Origin of the sequence: Comamonas kerstersii (assembly GCF_008801935.1) — a bacterium.
GTDB lineage: Bacteria > Pseudomonadota > Gammaproteobacteria > Burkholderiales > Burkholderiaceae_C > Comamonas > Comamonas kerstersii.
Window position 1 is genome coordinate 265,887 of sequence record NZ_VZOT01000002.1, and the last position, 16,732, is coordinate 282,618.

The window sequence follows — 16,732 nt, forward strand, 5'->3', positions numbered from 1 at the left end:
CATGCAGGCTCTTATAAACCCGCATGAGGAGTGCCTCACTTCAGTGCAGAAAGCGCGCTGGCGTGTAAACAGATAGCAGCCGCCGCACCAACATTCAGGGACTCTTCTCCGCCAGGCTGGGCAATACGCACATGCTGCGCAGCCAAGGCTTCTACTGCTTCACCCACGCCCTGCCCTTCATGCCCCATGGCCCATGCACAGGGCCATGGCAATGTCGATGCATGAATCAGCCCCCCACGGTGCGAACTGGTGACCAGCAGCGGCACCTTGAGCTGCTGCAGCGCCTCAGGCTCCACCCCTTCTACCAGGTGCAAGGCAAAGTGTGCACCCATACCTGCACGCAGCACCTTCTGGCTCCACAGCGCCGCCGTACCCTTCATGGCAATGATTTGTTTGAAACCAAAGGCAGAGGCCGACCGCAAGATGGAGCCTACATTGCCCGCATCCTGCACACGGTCCAACACCACGGTAGGAGCCTCCGGCAAGATGGCCGTATCCGCCTGCCAGGGCAGGATGTAGCCCATGCGTGCAGGCGACTCCAGACCGCTGATATCTGCAAACAAGGCATCATCCAGAACTATTACTTTGCTAGCTGCTTGCGCCCATTCCACGGGCGCTAGAGGCCAAAAAGACTTAGAAAAAACAGCCACCTTGGGTGTCAGACCACGCGTGAGGGCTGCGCGGCACAGGTGGTCACCTTCCAGCCACACATGGCCCAGCTTGCGATACATGCCGCTTTCGCGCGAGAGGCGGCGCAGCTCTTTGACAAACGCGTTGTCGCGCGAAGAAATTTCTGTGATGTTCATAGCTCTGTCACTGCGCCAGAAAGCGCTGTCGAGGTTTGCAGCACCTGCGTCACAGGCGCAAAGCTGCGGCGGTGCTCGGGCGTAGCCCCCAGTCCGCGCAAAGCCTGCAAATGGGCAGCCGTGCCATAGCCTTTGTGTGCCGCAAAACCGTATTCCGGATATTGCAGATCAAACTCCTGACACCAGCGGTCACGATGCACCTTGGCGAGGATGGATGCAGCAGAGATGGCCTGCACCTTGGCATCCCCCTTCACAATGGCCTCGGCCTGCATGTCCAGCCTTGGAATGCGATTGCCATCCACCTGCACCAGACTGGGCTTCAGGCGCAGGCCATTCACAGCTCTTTGCATGGCCAGCATGGTGGCCTGCAGGATGTTCAGGCGATCAATTTCTTCCACCGAAGCCTGTGCAATACAAAAGCACAGGGCCTTGGCACGGATTTCGTCGAACAGTTTTTCGCGACGTGCAGCGGAAAGCTTCTTGGAGTCAGCCAGCCCTTCAATAGGGTTCAAGTCGTCCAGAATCACTGCGGCGGCAACGACAGGGCCTGCCAGTGGGCCACGCCCTGCCTCATCCACCCCGGCAACCAGACCTGGCGCATGCCAAGGCAGTGTGCTTTGCTCAGGGAGAGAGGATTTTTTGGATGGCATGTGCTGATAACTGAGGGGTATCTCGAAACAAACTGTGGTGCAAGGCGGTAAAACGTGCCTGTATGGTCTTCACCTTGGCCCGTGCATGCTCGCTATGGTCCAGCCACTGTGCAATCGCATCAGCCAGCGCACGGGGTGTCGCCTGGTCTTGCAGGAGTTCAGGCACCACAAAGTCTGAACACAAGATATTTGGTAAACCCACCCATGGCTGCAATTGCTTGCGCTGCATGAGCTTGTAGCTCCATGGGTGCATGTTGTAGGCAATCACCATGGGGCGCTTGAACAAAGCGGCCTCCAGCGTAGCTGTGCCGCTGGCAATCAAGGTGCAATCACAGGCTGCCAGCACATCGTGCGACTGGCCTTTGACAATCTTCAGCCATGACGCCACTTGCAGCTCGTGCGACAAGGCAGTCAGACGCTCATGCAAAGCAGGCACTGCAGGCAATACCACCTGCAGATCTGGAAACTCCTGCTTGAGCAGCGCTGCGGCCTGCATGAATGGCTTGGCGATGTACTGCACTTCGGCACGGCGGCTACCGGGCAGCAAAGCCAGCACGGGTTTGTCCTGCTCCAGCCCCAGGCGCGTACGCGCCGCAGCACGGTCAGGCTCCATGGGGATGACTTGCGCCAGCGGGTGGCCGACATAGGTCGCAGCAATGTCATGCTGCGCCAGCAAATCAGGCTCAAACGGAAACAGGCAGAGTACATGATCGGCCGCAGCACGAATCTTGTGTACGCGCTCCGGGCGCCAGGCCCAGATGGAGGGGCACACAAAATGCACAGTCTTGATGCCTGCCGCGCGCAGATCCTGCTCCAGCCCCAGATTAAAGTCCGGCGCATCTACGCCAACAAATACATCAGGGCGATCTTGCAGCAGGCGTGCGCGCAGCTGCTTGCGGATGGACAGGATATCCCACAGCCGCATCAACACTTCAAAGCTGTACCCATGCACGGCCAGCCGCTCGCTGGGCCACAGCGCTTCAAAACCACGCTGCTGCATGCAGGGCCCACCAATGCCATAGCTGGAGACGCCGGGCCACTGCTGCTGCATGCCGTCCAAAAGCAAACCGGCGAGCAAGTCACCTGACGTCTCGCCGGCCACCATCGCTATGCGAGGCTGAAATAGGTCTTGTAGCGACATATCTAGCGTGCAATACCTCGGGTGGATGCCTGCAAAAATTCCTGCATCAACGCAATGTCAGCGGTCGCCTCAGGAATTTCTGTCAAGAGATCACCGATTGACTGCTGCGCTGCCTGCAAGGTCAGACCTTGACGGTAAAGCAGCTTGTGCATCTGCTTGACCGCCTGGATACGCTCTGGCGTAAAGCCACGGCGACGCAGACCTTCAATATTGAAGCCGCGCACAGCCAGTGGATTGCCTTCGACCATCATGTATGGGGGCACATCCTGTGCGATACGGCTGGCAAAACCCGACATGGCATGCGCACCGATTTTGACAAACTGATGCACGCCCGTGAGGCCACCCAGAATCACCCAGTCACCCAGGTGAACGTGCCCTGCCAGCGTGGCGTTGTTCGCCAAAATTGTGTGATTGCCCACCACGCAATCGTGCGCGATATGCACATAGGCCATGATCCAGTTGTCATTGCCCACGCGCGTCACACCCGAATCCTGTGCCGTACCCGTATTGAAAGTACAGAACTCACGGATGGTATTGCGGTCACCAATCACCAGCTGCGTAGGCTCACCCGCATATTTCTTGTCCTGCGGCTGCGCACCCAGTGAAGCAAACTGAAAAATCTGATTGTCTTCACCAATGGTGGTGTAACCCTCAATGACGCAGTGTGGCCCAATACGCGTGCCAGCACCCACCTTGACATGACTGCCAATCACGCTGTATGCGCCCACAGTCACGGAAGGATGCAACTGTGCTCCTTCGTGGATGATGGCAGTGGAATGGATATTGGCGTTGCTCATCAAGCCTGCTTTTCAGGGCCTACATAACGCATGGTACACATCAGCTCTGCTTCACAGGCGACTTCATCACCCACACGAGCTATGCCTTTGAACTTCCAGATACCGGCGCGCACGCGATCAATCGAAGCTTCCAGAATCAGCTGATCACCAGGCTCGACAGGACGCTTGAAGCGTGCCGAGTCAATGCCCACGAAGTAGTAGATATTGTTTTCATCAGGCACCTGCCCCATGGCATCAAATGCCAGCAGGCCTGCAGCTTGCGCCAACGCTTCCAGCATCAGCACACCGGGCATCACGGGACGGCCAGGAAAGTGGCCCATGAAGTAAGGCTCGTTGAAAGTAACGTTCTTGATGGCGCGAATGCGCTTGTTGCTCTCAAGCTCTACAACACGATCCACCAGCAGGAAAGGATAACGATGAGGAAGTTGCTTGAGAATTGCGTGAATATCCATTATGAATTTCCGTTCTTGCTTTTTTCCGCTTGCATCGCAAGCTCCAGCTTTTTGATGCGCTCTCGCAGCACATGCAATTGCTTGAGCGATGCGGCGTTTTTCTCCCACTGCTCGTTAGTTTGCAGAGGAAAGATGCCAGTGTACAAGCCTGGCTGGTGAATCGAGCGAGTCACCATGGATGTTGGAGAAATACTGGTCCCATCGGCAATGCTCAGATGACCCAGGATGTTGGCTGCACCACCAATCGAGCAGTGCTTGCCAATGCGTGCACTGCCAGCAATACCTGTATTACCCGCGATTACTGTATGCGCGCCTACGTGCACGTTGTGCGCAATCTGCACGAGATTGTCGAGCTTGACGCCATCCTCAATCACAGTGTCATCCAGCGCCCCGCGGTCAATGCAGGTATTGGCGCCAATTTCAACGTCGTTACCAATGCGTACACCACCGAGCTGCTCGATCTTGACCCAGCTCCCGGCCTCATTCGCAAAGCCAAAGCCATCAGCGCCGATCACTACGCCTGGATGAACCAGGCAACGCTGGCCCAGCTCACAGCCATCGGCAACCGTCACTCGAGAGGTCAACACCGTATGCGCACCGATTTTCACGCCTGCGCCAATCACACACAGTGGCCCAATATAGGCAGATACATCCACCTGCGCCGTAGCGTCCACAACTGCTGACGGATGAATACCAGTCCGGACGCCACCCTGCTGCTGCGCTTTCCAGAGCTGCGTCAGCTTTGCGAAATACACATAGGGATTGGCCGCCACAATACATGGCCCACGTCGCTCGGCAGCTGCACGCATGCCAGGCGCAACAACGACACAGGCCGCCTTGGAGGCGGCCATTTGTGCTTCGTACCTTGGGTTACTCAGAAAACTGATAGATCCAGCATCTGCGGTCTCGAGGGGAGCAATTCGAGAAATTGGTATTTCTCTGCTGCCCCCCACCAGTTCTCCACCCAGGGCATCGAGTATTTGTCCAAGCTGAACAATCACTTCCATGCCCTCAAGGCTTACTTGGAACCGTCGTTCAAAGCTTTGATCACTTTATCGGTGATGTCGTGCTTGGGATTCACGTAGACAGCTTCCTGCAGGATGATGTCGTACTTTTCCTTTTCAGCAACTTGCTGCACCACCCGGTTGGCCTGCTCAAGCACGCGAGCCAATTCCTCGTTCTTGCGGACACTCAGGTCCTCTTGGAACTCACGGCTCTTGCGCTGGAAGTCACGATCCTGCTCGACCAAGGCACGCTGCTTGGCCAGACGCTGACTCTCCGACATCGTAGGCGCATCACGTTCAAAAGCTTCTGATGCACTCTTGAGTTGATTGCTTGCAGCGATCAGTTCACGCTCACGCTTGGAAAACTCCTGCTCCAGCTTGCTTTGTGCAGCCTTGGCTGACGATGCCTCACGGAAGATACGATCCGTGTTCACAAAGCCCGCCTTAAATTCTTGTGCGTAAGTGGTCAGTGCCAGACCACCCAACAGGGCAGAAACTGCCAATGTGCGATACATTTTTTTCATCAGAAAGCCGTTCCAATTTGAAATTGAAGTTTTTGCAACTCATCACCTGGTTGTTTGCGAATGGGGTTCGCCCAAGCCAGTCGCAGTGGTCCCAGCGGAGAGATCCAGCTCAAGCCAATACCTGCTGATGCTCGCATACCATCGGCGTTTATAACACCAAGACCTCGTGTCTGCTCCTTGTCACCATAAATAGTGCCAACGTCGACAAACGTGAACCAGCGCAGAGTTTTGTCGTTGCCAGCACCAGGAAACGGAGCAATCAGTTCAAAGTTCATGACGGCTTTTTTGTTACCGCCCAGATACGAGTAACTACCGCCACTGTATTTCTCAATAGAGCCATTGGGGCCAATGTACTCTGTAGCACGTGGCCCCAGACTGCCTTGCTCAAAGCCTCGAACCGAGCCCAGACCACCCGCATAGAAATTCTTGAAGATGGGGTAGGCATTACCACCCAGACCCTTACCCCAGCCCAGCTCCGTATTAAAGGCAAATGTCACAGCCTTGGTCACTGGCACATACTGCTGGAACTGGTAAGTGGCTTTCACATACTTCAGATCACCAGCTGGAGACAACTCTGCGTTCACACGCTGATAACGTCCGGAATTAGGCGCCAGAGCACTGTCACGTGAGTCGCGCCCCCAGCCCAGCGTCAGAGGAATCGCAGTGTTGCTTTTACCCGCAAGCGCCTCATACTGTCGAGGCATGTAGACACCGCGATCAATCTTGGTCTGCTCAAAACCAGCACCGAAATACACGGTATCAATTTCGCTGAAAGGCACACCGAAACGAACTGAAGCCCCCTTGGAGACGATCTTGTACAGCTGGTCCGCCTTGACCACCTGGTCATCCACATACACATCACCAGAATAAGGGCGGGATGTTCTGTAGAAGGCATCAATCGTGCGAGAAATACCATCCTGTGTGAAATAAGGATCGGTGGTACTCAGCACCAGCGTACGGTTGTATTTGCTGGTATTGATATCAAGGCCCAAGTAGTTACCCGAGCCAAACGCATTTTCCTGCTTGATACCAAAGCTCAAAGACACTTTTTCAGCGCTCGAGAAACCCGCACCCAAGGTGACTGCTCCGGTGGGTTTTTCCTTCACACGCACCACCAAGTCCACTTGGTCAGGAGAACCAGGAATTTCCTGGGTATCGACATCCACTTCGGTGAAAAAGCCCAGGCGGTCTACACGATCGCGCGATAGCTTGATCTTGTCACCGTCATACCAAGAGGATTCAAACTGGCGGAATTCACGGCGAATCACCTCGTCACGCGTACGATCATTGCCTTCGATATGGATGCGGCGCACATAGGCACGGCGCGAAGGCTCAGCCTGCAGCACAAACTTGACGAGATTCTTCTCACGATCAATCTCGGGCACAGCCTCTACACGCGCAAAGGCAAAACCAAAATTACTGAAGTGATCAGAAAATGCCTTGGTCGTTTCTGCCACCTGGTCTGCGTTGTACGGCTGACCAGGGCGAATCTTCACCAGAGACTTGAATTCTTCTTCACGCCCCAGATAGTTGCCATCCAGCTCCACATCAGAGACGACAAACTTGTCCCCTTCATGGATATTGACCACCAGTGAGATCTTTTGCTTGTCTGGAGAAATCGCAACTTGTGTCGAGTCGATACGAAAGTCCAGATAGCCACGCTGCAGATAATACGAACGCAGCGCCTCCAGGTCAGCATTCAATTTGCTGCGTGAATAACGATTGGACTTGGTGTACCAGCTCATCCAGCCACCAGTGTCCTGGTCGAACTGTTTCTTGAGCGTCGATTCACTGAAGGCGTGATTGCCCACAATGCGGATGTCATTGATTTTGGCTGGCTCACCTTCAGTCACTGAGAACGTCAGGTTCACGCGATTGCGCTCGATGGGCGTGACTGTAGTCACAACATCTGCACCGTACAGGCTGCGGTTGATGTACTGGCGCTTGAGTTCCTGCTCTGCACGATCTGCCAGCGCCTTGTCAAAAGGACGACCCTCTGCCAATCCCACATCACGCATGGCTTTTTGCAAGGCTTCCTTATCGAACTCCTTGGTGCCCACAAACTCTACGTTGGCAATGGTTGGGCGCTCTTCCACCACTACCACCAGCACATTGCCGTTCGCTTCCAGGCGCACATCTTTGAAAAGTCCCAACGCAAACAAGGCGCGAATTGCTGCCGCGCCTTTATCGTCGTTGTACTCTTCACCTACACGAATAGGCATGGAGGCAAATACCGTTCCTGGCTCTACGCGCTGCAGGCCTTCGACACGAATATCCTGGACCTTGAATGGGTCTAAAGCCCATGCAGCTTGTGCAGCACTCAGCAAGGCTGCCACAGCCAAGGCCGTGCGAGCAGCATATCGATTTTTAGATAGTTTCATTTGTGATGCAGGCGCCATCCTTGCGGATCGGCAGAGACTCGTTAGCCCCAAATGCGGCTGATATCGTTAAACAAAGCGATGGACATCATCACCAGCAAAAGGCCTATGCCCCCCCGTTGCAAGCGTTCCATCCAGACGTCACTGACCGCACGGCCAGTCACACCTTCCCAAAGATAATACATCAGGTGCCCACCATCCAAAACAGGAAGCGGCAGCAGATTTAAGACGCCGAGGCTAACGCTGATCAGGGCCAAAAACAAGATGTACTGCACCAAGCCAAGACTGGCTGATTTGCCAGCATAGTCAGCAATCGTCAGCGGACCACTGAGGTTTTGCAAAGATGCCTGTCCAACCAACATCTTGCCCATCATCTGCAAGCTCAGCACGGACACATCCCAGGTCTTGACCACACCTGCGAGCAAACTATCTATCGGCCCTTTTTGCACCAAGACCATGGCTGGTGCGCTGCCTATCATGGCGCCGACCCGGCCAATTGCCAGGCCTTTGTCTTCAACCACATCCAGTTCCACAGGAAGCTGCAGCTGGCGATCTTGACGCTCAATCAGCCACATCGCGTTTTGTACAGCTGGATCGGCTGCAGCACTGCGAATCAGACTGCGCAGCTGCGGAGCATCCGTAATCTGCATGTCATTGACCTGAAGTACCCGATCGCCAGGCTGCAACCCTGCTTTCTCGGCTGGCATGCCCGTGAGCACATCCCCCAGCACCGCGGGCGACCAAGGATATTCAATGCCAATCTGGCGCAAAGCAGTCTGATCCAGATCCGAGCCCTGCAAGGAGGAAAGCGGCAAATATGCCTGACCTTGCTCACGCCCGCCTGCCTTTTGCCAGATAAGTTCTACATCACGGCCATTGAGGGCTGCCTGCATCAGCGCCCAGCGCAAAGCCTCAAAAGACTCCACCGCAGCAGCATCTGCACCAGCAGTCTGCACACTGAGAATCTGCTCTCCGCCCAACAAGCCCGCACGCTCTGCCAGCGTCGCCTGCGCAGGCTTGGCAATAATGGCTTGCGGCTGCTCCTGCCCCATCCAGTTCACCAAGCCATACAGCAGGACGGCGAGCAGCAGATTTGCAGCGGGCCCTGCCGCCACAATTGCGGCACGCTTGCGCAAAGGCTGTCGATTGAACGCCCGTGAGAGCTGGTCTGCGGGCACGTCACCTTCTCGCTCATCCAGCATGCGCACATAGCCCCCAATAGGCAGTGCGGCAATCACGAATTCAGTTTCACCGTTCTTGCCTCTCCAGCGGAACAAGGGCTTGCCCATACCAATGGAAAAGCGCAGCACCTTGACACCACAGGCCACTGCTACGCGATAGTGACCATACTCATGGACAGCAATCAGCAGCCCCAGAGCAACAACAAAGGCAAGAACAGTCAGCATGAATTCCTAGCGGCAGATAAGACGATGACCTAAGCCACCATGTGACGCAGCAGCCCCCAGGCCACGCTGCGCGCTTCAGCATCCAAGCTTAACAAGGCTTCCAGGCTATCCGGGCGCTGAGGCTGCAATGCCTCCATAGTGGCACGGTTGACTGCGTGAATCTGGTCAAAGCGCAACTCACCAGACAGGAAGGCCGCAACGGCCACCTCATTGGCTGCATTGAGCACCGTCGTCGTACCTTCTGGCGCCTTCAGTGCCTGCCAGGACAGATACAGCCCCGGGAAACGCTGTTCGTCTGCTTCCTCAAAGGTCAGCGCCGTCAGCTTTGCAAAATCCAGGCGCTCCACACCGCTTTCGATACGCTCAGGCCATGCCAGACCACAGGCAATCGGCACACGCATATCGGGCGTGCCCAGCTGCGCCAAGATGGACGCATCCTTGAACTGCACCATGGAGTGAACGATCTGCTGCGGATGAATCACCACCTTGATCTGATCAGGCGCCACATCAAACAGCCAGCGCGCCTCAATCACTTCCAGCGCCTTGTTCATCATGGTGGCAGAGTCCACCGAGATCTTGCGCCCCATGGAGAAATTGGGGTGCTTACAGGCCTGCGCAGGTGTGATTTCCGACAGCGTACTGGGATCACGCTGACGGAAAGGGCCGCCTGACGCCGTCAGCAGCAGGCTGTCGATACGTGTCTTCCAGGTGCTGCGGTCTTCTGGCAGGCACTGGAAGATGGCAGAGTGCTCGCTGTCAATGGGCAACAGGGTGCAGCCACTGTCGTGCACGGTCTGCATAAACAAGGCACCACCTACGACCAAGGCTTCCTTGTTCGCCAGCAACAGGCGCTTGCCAGCACGGGCCGCTGCGAGCGCCGGCGCCAGACCTGCTGCCCCCACGATGGCCGCCATCACAGCATCAACATCCGGGTGAGATGCTATTTCTTCAAGAGCATTAGAGGCAAGCAGGACCTGCGTTGGAAGGCTATTCGCCTTTAACTTTTCCTGCAACTGCAAGGCATGTGACTGACTGGCCATCACCGCGTAGCGCGGCTTGAACTCCGCACACTGTGCCAGCATCAGCTCCACCTGCGTGGCAGCACTCAGCGCAAAAATTTCGTATTGGTCGGAGTGGCGACGAACCACATCCAGCGTGTTGGTACCAATCGAGCCCGTAGAGCCCAGTACCGTCAGGCGTTGTTTCATGAATGCACCAAAGAAGTCAGCATCATGGCCAGCGGCAGGGTGGGCAATAAAGCATCAATACGGTCCAGCACACCACCGTGACCCGGCAAAAGCTGGCTGCTGTCCTTGACCCCCGCACTGCGCTTGATCAAGGACTCCACCAGATCGCCAATCACACTCATGGCTGTCAAGAAAAGCACAGCCATCAGCAACATCCACCAGCCTTGGTCAAACAAGCGTGTGTACAGGCTGCCAACCTGAGCATGCAGACGTGCATCGAGCCACACCCACAGACAGGCCATCAAAAACACACCGGCAAAGCCACCCCATGCACCTTCCCAGCTCTTGCCGGGACTGATGGAGGGGGCCAGTTTGACCTTGGTAAAGCGCAGGCCAAAGGCACGGCCTGCAAAGTAGGCAAATATGTCTGCTGCCCACACCAGCGCCAGCACCGACAGCAAGAAGTTGATACCTATGGCACGCGCCTGAACGATGGCCAACCCTGCCACCAACAAAGCCAAGACGCCCGCAACCCAGCGTACCGCCACAGGAATCTTTCCCCAACCCGGTACACCCGACTTGATCAAGGCCGCACTACCCAGCACCCACACCCCGCCAGCAGCCAGCCATAGCACCGTGTGCGACTGCGCAACAAAACCGCTATAGCCCAAGCCCAGCCCGGCTACCAGAACCAGCAGCCCTGTACATACGGCACCCGGCATGCGCAAACCATTCAGCCTTCCCCACTCCCAGCCAGCCAGTGAAAGCATCAGCAAGACTATGGCGTTAAATGCCAAAGTATCAGAGCTGAGCATGGCAGGCAGCAAAATGGCCAGCAAAACCAAGGCCGTGATCACGCGCTGCTTGAGCATAGGCGCTCTCCCTTCAAGCGGACACCTGCTCGCCAGATGTCGGGGTTATTTGTTCAGAGGTTTTGCCAAAGCGGCGTTCACGCTGCGCAAAGTCAGCAATCGCAGCATCGAGCTGCTCTGCACCAAAGTCCGGCCACAGCGCCGAACTGAAATAAAACTCAGAGTACGCTGACTGCCACAGCAAAAAGTTGCTGATGCGTGTTTCAGCACCCGTACGAATCACCAGATCCGGATCAGGCACATGAGCCAGCGCCATGGCAGCACTCAGGCTGCTTTCCGTAATAGGTTTGCCTTCTTGGGCCAGCCGTGCTGCAGCCTGCACAATGTCCCAGCGGCCACCGTAGTTGAAACAGATATTGAACACCAGACAGTCATTACCTGCTGTCAGAGCCTCTGCCTGCGCAAAACCATTGCGCACTTTTTCAGAGAGATTGGCGCGCTCTCCCACAAAACGCAGCTGCACGCCTTCTGCGTGCAGGCTGGGCACTTCCTTGGTCAGTGCACCCGCCAGCAGATTCATCAGTCCACTGACTTCATCCTCAGGACGATTCCAGTTCTCCGACGAAAATGCAAACACCGTCAGCACACGCACGCCGCGCTCAATGCACAGGCGCACGCAGCGACGCAGAGCTTCCAGGCCTTGCTTATGCCCCGCCAGACGGGGCATAAAACGTTTTTTGGCCCAGCGCCCATTGCCATCCATCACGATGGCAATATGCGACGGCACCACAGTCATCTTCGTAGTCATAAGCCTCGCTCTGCGTCCTTGACTGATTACACAGCCAGGATGTCCTTTTCCTTTTCAGACACCAGCACATCGATCTCTGCGATGAACTTGTCTGTCAGCTTCTGGATGTCAGCTTCAGAGCGCTTCTGATCGTCTTCCGAAGCCTCCTTGTCCTTGACCAGGCGCTTGACGGCTTCGTTGGCATCGCGACGCAGATTGCGCACAGCAACCTTGGAGGCTTCGCCTTCATTGCGTGCCAGCTTGGTCATTTCCTTGCGACGCTCCTCGCTCATGGGAGGCATGGGCACACGAATCAGATCACCCATGGAAGCGGGGTTCAAACCCAGATCGCTTTCACGAATGGCCTTTTCGATCTTGGCCGACATGTTCTTTTCCCAGGGCTGAACGCTGATAGTGCGTGCATCCAGCAGCGACAGGTTCGCCACCTGCGACAGCGGTACCATGGAGCCGTAGTACTCCACATGGATCACATCCAGCAGCTGGGGGCTGGCGCGACCGGTACGGATACGCGACAGGTTGTTCTTCAGAGCCTCGATGGACTGCCCCATCTTGGTTTCCGCATTTTTCTTGATTTCAGCAATCGTCATATCTGTTACCTCTGAAAGCAAACGGCCTTCCTGTGTTTGCACAAGGAAGGCCAGAAGTCGCTCTTAACAAATCAAGCGTACACCAGTGTACCTTCGTCCTCGCCCATCACCACACGCAGCAAAGCGCCGGGCTTGACGATGGAAAACACGCGGATGGGCAACTTCTGGTCACGGCACAGCGCAAAAGCCGTGGCATCCATGATGCCCAGATTGCGACCGATGGCCTCATCAAACGCCAGCTTGGTGTAACGCGTTGCCTCAGGATCCTTCATAGGGTCTGCGGTGTACACGCCATCCACCTTGGTCGCCTTGAGCACAACCTCTGCGCCAATTTCAGCGCCACGCAGGGCAGCAGCCGTATCTGTGGTGAAGAAAGGATTACCAGTGCCGGCTGCAAACACCACCACCTTGCCCTCTTCCAGATACTGCAACGCCTTGGGACGCACATAGGGTTCAACCACTTGCTCGATGCCAATAGCAGACATCACGCGCGCTGTCAGACCCTGCTTGTCCATGGCATCGGCCAGAGCCAATGCATTCATCACCGTGGCGAGCATGCCCATGTAGTCGGCGGTTGCCCGGTCCATACCGACCGAGCCACCTGCTACGCCACGGAAGATGTTACCGCCCCCGATCACGATCGCTACCTCAACACCCACCTTGGTCACTTCAGCAATCTCGCTGACCATGCGTTCGATGGTGGCACGATTGATGCCGAACTGATCGTCCCCCATGAGCGCCTCACCAGACAACTTGAGCAAAATGCGCTTGTGGACTGGTTGAACTTGTGTCATAGGGATTCTCCGGCGGCTAATTAAGGTGATATCAGGAAATAAAGGGAACGGTTGGGCTAGCTAAATATAAATATCAAGCGCCCTTAGCAGCGGCCATCTGGGCAGCCACTTCAGCAGCGAAGTCATCGGCCTTCTTCTCGATGCCTTCACCCACCACGTACAGGGTAAAGCCCTTCACGGTGGTGTTAGCAGCCTTCAGCATGGCAGCCACAGTCTGCTTGCCATCTTCAGCCTTCACGAACACCTGGTCAGCCAGAGACACTTCCTTCAGGTACTTCTGCACGGAACCTTCCACCATCTTGGTGACGATTTCAGCAGGCTTGCCGGATTCAGCAGCCTTGGCAGCAGCCACGGAGCGCTCTTTTTCGATCAGGTCAGCAGGAACGTCAGCAGCAGTCAGCGCCACAGGCTTCATGGCGGCAACGTGCATAGCCACGTCCTTGGCAGCTACAGCGCTACCGTCAAACTCAACCACAACGCCGATGCGCGAACCGTGCAGGTAGGAAGCCAGGTTGCCTTCAAAGCGCTTGAAACGACGGAAGGACATGTTTTCGCCGATCTTGCCGATCAGGCCCTTGCGCACGTCTTCCAGGGTAGGGCCAAAGCCGTCTTGCTCGTAAGCCAGAGCGCCCAGGGCTTCGATGTCAGCAGGATTGTGCAGAGCCACCAGCTTGGCAGCAGCGTCAGCCATGGCCACAAAGCTGTCGTTCTTGGACACGAAGTCGGTTTCGCTGTTCACTTCGATCATGGCACCCACGTTGCCTTCGATGAAGCAAGCCACCACGCCTTCAGCAGTCACGCGTGCAGCAGCCTTACCAGCCTTGGTACCCAGCTTCACACGCAGCAGCTCTTCAGCCTTGGCCATATCGCCTTCAGCTTCCACCAGAGCCTTCTTGCACTCCATCATGGGCGCGTCAGTCTTTGCGCGCAGTTCAGACACCATGCTTGCGGTAATTGCAGCCATCTTGTTTCTCCGTATTCAGTTCAAATCGTTACAGGATTTTGCTTAAAAAAAGGGGGCTACGTGAGCCCCGCTTTTTTATCGCGACAGAGCGCGTGCCAGGACTTAGGCAGCGGACTCTTGCACTTCCACGAACTCGTCAGCGCCTTCACCGGCAGCTGCTTGAGCCACGTCGTTCAGACGGGCTTCGCGGCCTTCCAGGATCGCGTCAGCGATGGCGCGAGCGTACAGGGCAACAGCCTTGGCGGAGTCATCGTTACCGGGGATCACGTAGTCGATGCCATCGGGATTGTGGTTGGTATCCACCACACCGATCAGTGGGATGCCCAGCTTCTTGGCTTCGGAAATAGCGATCTTGTGGAAGCCCACGTCGATCACGAAGATAGCATCAGGCAGGGCGTTCATGTCTTGAATGCCGCCGATGTCCTTTTCCAGCTTTTCCAGTTCGCGAGCAAACATCAGCTGTTCCTTCTTGGACATGGCTTCCAGGCCAGCTTCTTGCTGAGCCTTCATGTCCTTCAGACGCTTGATGGAAGTCTTCACGGTCTTGAAGTTGGTCAGCATACCGCCCAACCAACGCTGATCCACGAAAGGCACGCCAGCGCGCTGAGCTTGCTCAGCCACCAGTTCACGGGCTTGACGCTTTGTACCCACCATCAGGATGGTGCCGCCGTTAGCAGACAGCTGCTTGGCAAACTTCTGGGCTTCCTGCAGCATGGGCAGGGACTTTTCCAGATTGATAATGTGAATCTTGTTGCGGTGACCGAAGATGAACGGAGCCATCTTGGGGTTCCAGAAACGAGTCTGGTGACCAAAGTGGACACCAGCTTCCAGCATTTCGCGCATGGTAACGGACATGTTTTTCTCCAAAGGTTGGGTCTTAAATTCGGCTCGATTTCGCCCCTGACATCAGGAAGAGCGACACCTTGTGGAAGCCGATTTGCTATTTGCTTTGCCCAGGTTTCAGGCTTGAAATCCAAGCAACCAACTGCAAAGCCGAAAGATTTTAGCACAAGACAGTCCTGCACGAGCCGCCGCACACTACCAAACCGCCATAGATGCCGACAAACAGACAACAAAGGAAGTTCTTAAGGTTTCTTTGTGCGCTGCGCTATTGACGATAGGTTTTGCAGGTCAAAATCACTCTTTTCAATAGTGATAGCGCTTACACACGCCATGAAGATCGCCATCGTGGGAGCTGGCATAACCAGCATCTCCACAGCCTTGGAACTTGCCCGGGATGGACACCAGGTTACCGTTTTTGAACAACGCAATGCCGCGGCCGAGGACGCCAGCTTTGCCCCTGGCGGCTGGCTGACCCCGCTGGCAGCGCACAGCCTGACCGCCCCCGGTCTGGGCATGCCCCTGAGGCAGCTGCAGAAAAACACCAGCCTGCTGCAGGCATCGGGCCGACTGGGCTCCCCCACCTGGCGCTGGATGCGCCAGTGGAAGAAAAACGAAGCACTGATCCATAAGCATGGCAGCAACCCTTTCGGCGCCGCGCTGCATGCCATGGGTCAATTCAGTGACAGCCTGCGCTGGCAGCACTGCGAAGACAGCGAAGCACTGGCCGAGCGCAAGCGCAGCACCCTGATCCTCCTGCGCACACCGCAGGAAGCCAGCTTCTGGAGCACCCAGATTCCTGCACTGAAAGAGCAAGGTGTGCGCTGCGAGCTGCTGAACACCGCACAGGCACAGGAGCTGGAACCCGGCCTTGGACAGGACATTGCCTGGCTGCACGCCCTGCACTTTCCCGATGGCGAAAGCATCAACCCACGTCTTTGGGCGCAGCACCTGCGACTGCAAGCCCAGGAACTGGGCGTAGCTTTTCACACGGGCATGGACATCACCCGCATCCACCACAACCCCGTGGGCGTAGAAGTCAACGGCCAGCTACACCCTTTCGAGCATGTAGTGATCTGCACCGGCGCACAGCGCAGCTTGCTGACTGCATGCGGCATAGCGCTGCCTCTTATGTCCATCTGGGGCTACAGCGTCACGGCTCCCGTGCGCGATCCGCTGCACGCACCACGCAGTGCCATCATGGACTGGGAGCAGCAGGCCACCATCTGCCGCATGGGTCAGCGCGTGCGCATCACAGCCGGACTGGAAATGGGCAGCACGCCTGAGGCTGCACACCACCAACCCACGCTGCAGCGCATGTACCACCTGCTCAATGACTGGTTTCCAGGCGGCGTGCAGCTCGCATCCGCACAGACCCAGATATGGCGTGGCGCACGCGGCTACCTGCCAGACGGATTGCCTGCCGTGGGCGCCAGCCAGCACCCAGGCATCTGGCTCAATGTGGCGCATGGCAGCCACGGCATCAGCCTGGCTGCAGGCTGCGCGCGTGCGCTGGCAGACATGCTGGCCGGGCACGATGCAGCGGTCGACATGCAGGCCTTCTCTCCCTTGCGCTTTTAGG

The 16,732-nt window shown here is 56.4% G+C and carries 17 protein-coding genes; 1 reads left to right on the forward strand and 16 read right to left on the reverse strand.

Annotated elements, in window-relative coordinates; genetic code table 11:
* Nucleotides 1-35: 35 nt before the first annotated feature.
* The 16 genes from F7P80_RS04385 to rpsB all read right to left on the reverse strand — a co-directional run bounded on the left by F7P80_RS04385 (nt 36) and on the right by rpsB (nt 15,165).
* Nucleotides 36-806, reverse strand: a complete 771-nt coding sequence (locus F7P80_RS04385; protein ID WP_151043056.1) for a TrmH family RNA methyltransferase — start codon at nt 804-806, stop codon at nt 36-38.
* Nucleotides 803-1,456, reverse strand: a complete 654-nt coding sequence (gene rnhB / locus F7P80_RS04390; protein ID WP_054066866.1) for a ribonuclease HII — start codon at nt 1,454-1,456, stop codon at nt 803-805. The genes F7P80_RS04385 and rnhB overlap by 4 nt, the downstream gene beginning before the upstream one ends.
* On the reverse strand, nt 1,428-2,597 hold the full coding sequence (gene lpxB / locus F7P80_RS04395; RefSeq protein WP_249041374.1) for a lipid-A-disaccharide synthase: 1,170 nt from the start codon (nt 2,595-2,597) through the stop codon (nt 1,428-1,430). The genes rnhB and lpxB overlap by 29 nt, the downstream gene beginning before the upstream one ends.
* A 2-nt stretch (nt 2,598-2,599) precedes the next feature.
* Complete coding sequence (lpxA, locus tag F7P80_RS04400) at nt 2,600-3,394, reverse strand: acyl-ACP--UDP-N-acetylglucosamine O-acyltransferase (protein WP_054066864.1); 795 nt, start codon at nt 3,392-3,394, stop codon at nt 2,600-2,602.
* Nucleotides 3,394-3,849: a 3-hydroxyacyl-ACP dehydratase FabZ gene (fabZ, locus tag F7P80_RS04405; RefSeq protein ID WP_054066942.1), complete on the reverse strand. Its 456-nt coding sequence runs from the start codon at nt 3,847-3,849 to the stop codon at nt 3,394-3,396. The genes lpxA and fabZ overlap by 1 nt, the downstream gene beginning before the upstream one ends.
* Nucleotides 3,846-4,847, reverse strand: a complete 1,002-nt coding sequence (gene lpxD / locus F7P80_RS04410; RefSeq protein WP_054066941.1) for a UDP-3-O-(3-hydroxymyristoyl)glucosamine N-acyltransferase — start codon at nt 4,845-4,847, stop codon at nt 3,846-3,848. The genes fabZ and lpxD overlap by 4 nt, the downstream gene beginning before the upstream one ends.
* A 17-nt stretch (nt 4,848-4,864) precedes the next feature.
* Entirely contained in the window at nt 4,865-5,374 is a 510-nt protein-coding gene (locus tag F7P80_RS04415) for an OmpH/Skp family outer membrane protein (protein WP_054066863.1), read from the reverse strand.
* On the reverse strand, nt 5,374-7,755 hold the full coding sequence (bamA, locus tag F7P80_RS04420; protein WP_151043058.1) for an outer membrane protein assembly factor BamA: 2,382 nt from the start codon (nt 7,753-7,755) through the stop codon (nt 5,374-5,376). The genes F7P80_RS04415 and bamA overlap by 1 nt, the downstream gene beginning before the upstream one ends.
* A 41-nt stretch (nt 7,756-7,796) precedes the next feature.
* Nucleotides 7,797-9,158, reverse strand: a complete 1,362-nt coding sequence (gene rseP / locus F7P80_RS04425; RefSeq protein ID WP_151043060.1) for an RIP metalloprotease RseP — start codon at nt 9,156-9,158, stop codon at nt 7,797-7,799.
* A 29-nt stretch (nt 9,159-9,187) separates the two neighbouring features.
* Complete coding sequence (ispC, locus tag F7P80_RS04430) at nt 9,188-10,366, reverse strand: 1-deoxy-D-xylulose-5-phosphate reductoisomerase (protein WP_077344861.1); 1,179 nt, start codon at nt 10,364-10,366, stop codon at nt 9,188-9,190.
* Entirely contained in the window at nt 10,363-11,217 is an 855-nt protein-coding gene (locus tag F7P80_RS04435; protein WP_054066860.1) for a phosphatidate cytidylyltransferase, read from the reverse strand. The genes ispC and F7P80_RS04435 overlap by 4 nt, the downstream gene beginning before the upstream one ends.
* A 13-nt stretch (nt 11,218-11,230) precedes the next feature.
* Entirely contained in the window at nt 11,231-11,965 is a 735-nt protein-coding gene (uppS, locus tag F7P80_RS04440; RefSeq protein WP_151043062.1) for a polyprenyl diphosphate synthase, read from the reverse strand.
* Nucleotides 11,966-11,991: 26 nt separating this feature from the next.
* Entirely contained in the window at nt 11,992-12,552 is a 561-nt protein-coding gene (gene frr, locus F7P80_RS04445) for a ribosome recycling factor (protein ID WP_054066858.1), read from the reverse strand.
* A gap of 71 nt (nt 12,553-12,623) precedes the next feature.
* Nucleotides 12,624-13,346 carry a UMP kinase gene (pyrH, locus tag F7P80_RS04450; protein WP_054066857.1) on the reverse strand — a complete coding sequence of 241 codons (723 nt, stop codon included), beginning with the start codon at nt 13,344-13,346 and terminating at the stop codon, nt 12,624-12,626.
* Nucleotides 13,347-13,419: 73 nt separating this feature from the next.
* Nucleotides 13,420-14,310 carry a translation elongation factor Ts gene (tsf, locus tag F7P80_RS04455; protein WP_054066856.1) on the reverse strand — a complete coding sequence of 297 codons (891 nt, stop codon included), beginning with the start codon at nt 14,308-14,310 and terminating at the stop codon, nt 13,420-13,422.
* A 102-nt stretch (nt 14,311-14,412) separates the two neighbouring features.
* Nucleotides 14,413-15,165 (reverse strand): 30S ribosomal protein S2, encoded by a 753-nt coding sequence (rpsB, locus tag F7P80_RS04460; protein ID WP_054066939.1) that lies wholly within the window; start codon nt 15,163-15,165, stop codon nt 14,413-14,415.
* Between the two features lie 318 nt (nt 15,166-15,483).
* Here rpsB and F7P80_RS04465 point away from each other — a divergent pair, with 318 nt between their 5' ends.
* Nucleotides 15,484-16,731 carry an NAD(P)/FAD-dependent oxidoreductase gene (locus tag F7P80_RS04465; RefSeq protein ID WP_151043064.1) on the forward strand — a complete coding sequence of 416 codons (1,248 nt, stop codon included), beginning with the start codon at nt 15,484-15,486 and terminating at the stop codon, nt 16,729-16,731.
* The last annotated feature ends 1 nt before the right edge of the window (nt 16,732 follow it).